This is a genomic window from Streptomyces sp. NPDC046727 (assembly GCF_040645635.1).
Classification (GTDB): domain Bacteria; phylum Actinomycetota; class Actinomycetes; order Streptomycetales; family Streptomycetaceae; genus Streptomyces.
This window is the reverse complement of sequence record NZ_JBEYYR010000061.1, coordinates 21786-27931: the sequence shown is the minus strand read 5'-3', so window position 1 is coordinate 27931 and position 6146 is coordinate 21786. Positions and strand designations below refer to the sequence as shown.

Below are 6146 nucleotides of genomic sequence, written 5' to 3'. Positions count from 1 at the left end.
CGGCGTCGCGGCGCGTCTGCCACCCTGATCCGGCTGGTCCCACCTCGGAGTACGACGATGACTGAACGATGGAAGCACCGCGCCGCCGACCGCACCCTCATGGTCCAGGTGGTGACCACGAGCCTGCTGCTCGCCTTCACCGTGGGCGGTGTCTTCCTCACCCGGGCGGTCGCGGCCAAGGAGCCGCTCGTCCTGTGGCCCGGCCTCGTGCTGTCCGCCGTCGCCTGCGCCGCCCTGCTGCGCCGCCGCAGCCACCCCCTTGCCGTACTGCTGGTGACCACCGCATGCGTCATGGCCGAGGGGTTCCTGGGATACCTTTTGACGCCGCTGCTCATGGGCCCGATGCTGGTCGCGCAGTACACGGTGAGCCTGCGTCCCGATCGCAGGACCACCTGGTACAGCGCCGTCGCGGCCGCGGCCGGGATCGCGCTCACCGGCTTCATCGCCACCGACTCCCCGCACGAGTGGCTCATCGGCCTGGTCAACCCGGCGGCCTGGGTCTTGATGGTTGCCTTCTTCGGCAGCTACGTGCGCGTGCGCCGCGAGTACGCGGTTGCCCGCGCCGAGCACGCCGCCCAGGAGCGGGAAGCAGAGACGCGCCGACGGGTGATCCAGGAACGCATGCGCATCGCCCGCGAACTGCACGACGTAGTCGCCCACCATCTCGCGCTCGCCAACGCCCAGGCCGGTACCGCCGCCCATCTGGCCCGGGCCCATCCCGACCAGGCCATCGCCATGATCGAGAAACTGCCGGAAGTGACCGCCTCGGCCCTCCGCGAGCTCAAAGCCACCGTCGGCCTGCTGCGTCAGGACACCGACTCCCAGGAGCTGGCTCCCGCACCGGGCCTGGAACAGCTGCCACGGCTCGTCGAAACCTGCGCGTCAGCGGGCCTGGACGTCTCGGTCACCCGCGAGGGCCGGCCACGACCGCTCCCACCCGGCCTGGACCTCACGGCCTACCGGATCGTCCAGGAAGCACTCACCAACATCACCAAGCACGCCGCCACACCCTCCGCACGGGTCCGGCTGGACTACACCCCTCACGACCTGACACTGACCATCACCAACGTAGCCGGCACACGCCCTGCGGCCGCTGCCGACTTCCCCGGCCACAGCCGTGGCTACGGACTGCTCGGCATGCGCGAACGCGCCCTGTCGGCAGGCGGAACGTTCCACGCCGGCCCGCGCCCCGAAGGCGGCTTCGAAGTCGCCTGCACGCTCCCCCTTCCCAGCTCCGAGGAAAGCACCTCATGACCATCCGCGTTCTGCTCGCCGACGACCAAGCGCTCCTCCGGGCCACCTTCCGCATCCTCATCGACTCCGAACCCGACATGACCGTCGTGGCGGAGGCAGCCGACGGTCAGCAGGCCGTAGAACTCACCCTCGAACACCGTCCCGACATCGTCCTCATGGACATCCGCATGCCCGGAACCGACGGGCTGGCCGCCACGGCCGACATCTGCGCCCGGACCGAACTGTCGAGCACCCGGGTCCTCATCCTCACCACGTTCGAGAACGACGAGAACGTCGCCATGGCCCTGCGGTCCGGGGCGAGCGGATTCCTCGGCAAGGACGTCGGCCCCGACGTCCTACTGGCAGGCATCCGCACCGTGGCCGCGGGCGACTCCCTGCTCTCACCCACGGCCACCCGTGCCCTGATCACCCGCTTCCTGGCCACCCCGGCCGACCACATGCCCCTCACCGCGCCGGAACGCCTCACCCTGCTCACCGAACGCGAACGCGAGGTCATGGCGCTCGCCGCGCTGGGCAAGTCGAACCACGAGATCGCCGACCACCTGGTCCTCAGCCCCCTCACCGTGCGCAGCCACGTCTCCCGCGCGATGACCAAACTCCACGCACGCGACCGGGCGCAACTGGTCGTGATCGCCTACCAGAGCGGTCTCGTCCGGCCGGCCCCCGGCGGCTGACGCACGGTAATCTGACGAGCGGGTTCACTGCTTTGGCGGTGCACCACCCTGCACGCCTACCGCGCATGGGCCGAGCTGTGGCTACGCGGAGAGCGGTGAGAAGCCTCAGCTCAGAATCATGATCAATCTCACCGCCAACGGCTGTACCGACGTTCCCCAAGGCCGCTCACCGGTTCGTAGAGCTCGCCCTCGCCTTCCACCACGCCGTCCGAGGCGAAGAGCAGGACTTGGCCGCCGCCATCGACCGGCTCCGCGAACTCACCGCGACCGGCGACTTCGCCTACTTCACCGACATCGCTCACTACCTGGGGCCTGCCCCTGCCCGGCCCCACCCCGACACACTGGATCGACGGCGCCGACGCCGTACGCGCACGCTGGCGCGCGCTCGCGATCGCCCGCCGCACACATCTGAACACCACCTCCTTCTGACACCGAAACCTCCCCGGAGGGGCTCGCCGCGACCCCGGGCCCGAAGAACCAGAGCGGATGCCGGACGGGAGCCAGCGCTGCCGGCGGCCGGTCCCCCTCACGCCGTCGTGCGCAGTGCGACCGGCTGCGGCACGGCCTTGCCGCCTTCCCGGGCCGTACGCTCCTGTCGGGCCCGGCGCAGCACGGCGGCTTCGGTTGCTGCGGCTTGGCGGCGGCGCTGTGCGCGGACCTGCTCGATCGGGGCCGGCGCATCGTCGGGGATGACGTCGGGCTCGGGGAACGCGCGGCGGGACAGCTCGCGCATCGCGGCGGTCTGCCGCTCCACTGCCTGGGCGATGGCCGGGTCTGCGCGCGACGGCGGCGCAGCCTGGCGGTGCGCCTCGATCGCGCGGCGGTAGCCGTCCGACGGAGCGGGGCGCGGCGCGGGCGCGGCGGGCATGGTCGGCTGCGGGGCCGGGACGGCGGCCGCCGTGGCGGGGCCGGGGTGTCCGTCACGTTCCTCTACGAGAACTCCAAGGCCCGCGCGCTCGTGAGCAACGCGGTCGACGGCAGCCTCACACGTCAAGTCCGAGCAGCCCAGGCCGAGCACGAGCAGATCGAAGCGTCCTGGCGCGAACGCGCGCTGAACGCGGAGGCCGAACTCGGCCGCACGCAGAAGGAGGTCTTCGCCCAACGGCACCAGATCGGCGGGCTGATGGGAAAGCTCCGCGACCTCGACCAGAGGGTTCCGGGGGCGTCGGTTCAGGCTCTGACCTCCGAGAACATCACGCTCAAGCGTCGAGTCCACCAGGACGGCTCGGTTCGTAATCCCTGGAGGGTGCGGTTCCTCTGGAGGGAAGAGCCGAGCCGGGAAAAGGCGCACGCAGCCGAAAGCAGCCGTACCGGCGACGTGTGGTTGGAACCGATGGCCACGCAGCAACGTCCTTGCGTACCAGCGAAGTTCATTCGATGCTGCTGAGGGCAGACGTTCGTTGGCTGCTGGGAGGGGCGAGTGTGTATGTCGCGAAGCAGGAAGATCACGGTCATGGTGGTCGCGGTCGTGCTGACGGCATCAACGCCGTTCTTCTGGCTGCTGGACAATCCGGATACCGGGCAGTTGGTTGCCGCGTCAGTCCAGGGCGCCACTGGTATTGCCGCCCTGGTTTGGGCATTGATGCAGTCCCCGTCCCCCGACCCGCAACCCGGGTTTGTGGTGGCCGATACGGGGAGGGCCAAGGCGACCGGTGGAGGCCGGGCGTCAACCGGTGTGCGACGCCCGCAGGGAGCCGGGGACGTGCCCATCCGGGTGGAGCGAACCGGCGACGCCACCTCGGACGGTCCTGGCAGCAGCGCAAGTACAGGTGTCGACTTCAGCTGACCGGGTCCGGGAAGGCCACAGCATGCGGGAGAGGTTCTGGCCGATGGTGAGATGGTCCCGTCGCCGGCCCGGCCCGGACGGGGACCCGGGCGCCGGACCTGAGGCGGCAGACGCAAAGCAAGGGGCGAAGTCAGCCGCCACGGATACCGGTGATGCCACTGCCCGCGACGGCGCCATCGCGGTGTCCGGCTACGCCGGGCCTGACTCAGGGCCCGCAGGTGCGGTACATGTGAGCGGTACCGGGAACGCCTATGCCAACGGTGGCCTGGCCAACACCGGGTACCTGTCGATCCGTAAGTTCATCCAGGTGCGACAGGCCGCCGCCCCGCGCCCCCCGTTGGACGTTGCGGCCGATGCGCTGGCCAAGGCCGTGCACCGTGAGTGGGAGAAGGAGGCCACGCTGCGGCGGCTCTTGTCGCCTGCGCCCCTTCCGGTGCGATGGCAGGTGACCCAACGCAGAGTGGCAGGCCGGATCGACGGGGCGATCGCCGAGGACGGCCGCGCCCGTTTTGCCCCACTGCCCGGGTTGACTGCAGTCACCCGCGACGTTCTGCGCCGGGGCGGCGCCCTGCCCGAATTGCACGCGGTTTACGGCGGGCTGGCCTCGGGTCGTCTGCTCCTTGTGGGCGAGCCAGCGGTGGGTAAGACGTCTGCCGCGCTGCTGCTACTCCGGGAGGCGCTCAAGTACCGCGCGGAGGCGGCTCCGGACGTAAGGGGCGATATCCCCGTACCGGTGATGCTCACGCCATTCGGCTGGGACCCCGATCAGGAGGATGCGACGGACTGGGTGGCTGGCCGTCTCTCCCGCGAGTACACCCTTTTCCGGAACAGAGGAGGGGTCGACCGGGCGAGGGAACTGCTGGAGGAGGGGCGGATCGCGCTGTTCTTGGACGGGCTCGACGAGGTGGGTGGGAAGCAACGCGCCGCCATGTTGAGCGCGCTGGAGGAGGCCAGCTTCCGCGTTGTGGTTGTCTCCCGGGCCAGGGCTCTCACCGGCAGGCGGCAGCGGCTGAGCGGAGCGGCGCCGCTGGAGATTCAGCCGGTGTGCTCCGAGGACGCCAGCGCCTACCTGATGAATCCCCTGCGGGATCCGGCCCCGTCCGGCTGGCAGGAGCTCAACCGCAGACTTCTGGACGAACCCGGCAGCCCAGTGGCGGAGACGTTAACCAGTCCGCTGGCGATCAGCCTGCTCCGGGACATCTATGCCGATAGCGATGGACGCCCGGTAGACGAGCTGCTGGATGCTGACCGCTTTCCCAGCACTCGATCCCTTCAGGACCACCTCCTGGACCAGTTGGTCAGGGCCGCGTACACGCCGAGACCGAGACGCCCCCGCCCACGCTACTCGCCCGAGACCGCCGAACGGACGCTGCGCTACCTCGCCACGCAAGTCACCCAGACCCAAGCCGACCGTGAGCTGCGCTGGTGGCACATCCCCACCTGGACGGACCGCCGTCCCAGGATGATCTTCATCGGAGCTGTCACCGGTCTGCTGTACGGAGTGGTCGGCCTCTTCACACTGTGGGGGACGGCCGGCCCGGTGTGGGCATGCCTGCTTGGGCCCCTCTGCGCACTCGGCGGGGGGCTCTTGGCCGCCCACCACCATTCGGAGCTCAGCGACCAGCAGCCGCTCCCCAGCGCCGGGTGGCGCGACATTTTCCCGCCCGGCGCCGTCGCCTTGGGTGTTTCCATCTGGCTCTTCTCGGGGACCACGTCCTGGCTTGTTTTTCAACTGCCGGGGAACGACCCGTTTCCTGCCTGGCTCGCCTACCTCACCGCGCTTCCGCTCGGATTCGGCACGACGATGGTGAGCAGCCGCGGCTACAAACTGGTAGCCGGGACCATCCTCGGCACTGGATCAGGACCCCAGTACGACGAACTCAGGAACCGTCTCAGCCAGCGCCCCGTGACGGAAACCCGGGCGGTCAGCCCGCGGGACGTGTGGCGGCACCACATCGGGCTGAGGCTGGTCCTCGGTCTCCTGACGGGAGTCGCAGTCGCGGTGTTCTCCGGCTCGCTCGTAGCCCACGAGTACGGCCTCCGGAACGGCGTCTTGGTCGGTGCCACAGCTGGGCTATGGGCCTGCCTCTTCGCCGGCCCGGTCGGAAATCTGGGTGTTGCCACCGCCCTCTCCGCCATCCAGCTCTCCATCCGTGAGGGCACCCCGGTGCGTCTGATGTCCTTTTTTGAGGACGCCCGGCGCCGTAACCTTCTGCGGGCGGCGGGACCGGCCTACCAGTTCCGCCATGACTGGTTGCGGGAGAGTCTGACCAGTTCTGCACGGTCCGAGGGATGACTCGGGGCTGGCATCTGCGTCTGGCGACGACATCCCGTGCCCGTCGACGGCCAGACCGATCCGGCCCCGTCTGGCGAGGCGACGAAAGGCCGCCTCGGCCCAACCGCCCCTGAGCGAGTGCGCCCGCGAGGACCTC

Annotated in this window: 6 protein-coding genes; 5 read left to right on the top strand and 1 reads right to left on the bottom strand. The window is 69.8% G+C overall.

Annotated features, from left to right (window positions below):
• Window positions 1-57: 57 nt before the first annotated feature.
• Together ABZ937_RS41205 and ABZ937_RS41200 are read left to right on the top strand one after the other, a co-directional pair.
• A complete protein-coding gene (locus ABZ937_RS41205) occupies window positions 58-1254 on the top strand; it encodes a sensor histidine kinase (RefSeq protein ID WP_361700378.1) in 1197 nt (398 codons plus the stop codon).
• A complete protein-coding gene (locus ABZ937_RS41200; RefSeq protein ID WP_361700375.1) occupies window positions 1251-1928 on the top strand; it encodes a response regulator transcription factor in 678 nt (225 codons plus the stop codon). The genes ABZ937_RS41205 and ABZ937_RS41200 overlap by 4 nt, the downstream gene beginning before the upstream one ends.
• 526 nt (window positions 1929-2454) lie before the next feature.
• Here ABZ937_RS41200 and ABZ937_RS41195 read toward each other — a convergent pair.
• A complete protein-coding gene (locus tag ABZ937_RS41195; protein ID WP_361700373.1) occupies window positions 2455-2796 on the bottom strand; it encodes a hypothetical protein in 342 nt (113 codons plus the stop codon).
• Window positions 2797-2841: 45 nt separating this feature from the next.
• Between ABZ937_RS41195 and ABZ937_RS41190 the strand changes: the two genes are divergently transcribed.
• The 3 genes from ABZ937_RS41190 (at window position 2842) to ABZ937_RS41180 (ending at window position 6010) form a co-directional block, all read left to right on the top strand.
• Window positions 2842-3315 carry a hypothetical protein gene (locus ABZ937_RS41190; protein ID WP_361700370.1) on the top strand — a complete coding sequence of 158 codons (474 nt, stop codon included), beginning with the start codon at window positions 2842-2844 and terminating at the stop codon, window positions 3313-3315.
• Between the two features lie 66 nt (window positions 3316-3381).
• Window positions 3382-3714, top strand: a complete 333-nt coding sequence (locus ABZ937_RS41185; protein WP_361700368.1) for a hypothetical protein — start codon at window positions 3382-3384, stop codon at window positions 3712-3714.
• A gap of 229 nt (window positions 3715-3943) precedes the next feature.
• Complete coding sequence (locus tag ABZ937_RS41180; RefSeq protein ID WP_361700365.1) at window positions 3944-6010, top strand: hypothetical protein; 2067 nt, start codon at window positions 3944-3946, stop codon at window positions 6008-6010.
• Window positions 6011-6146: the final 136 nt, after the last annotated feature.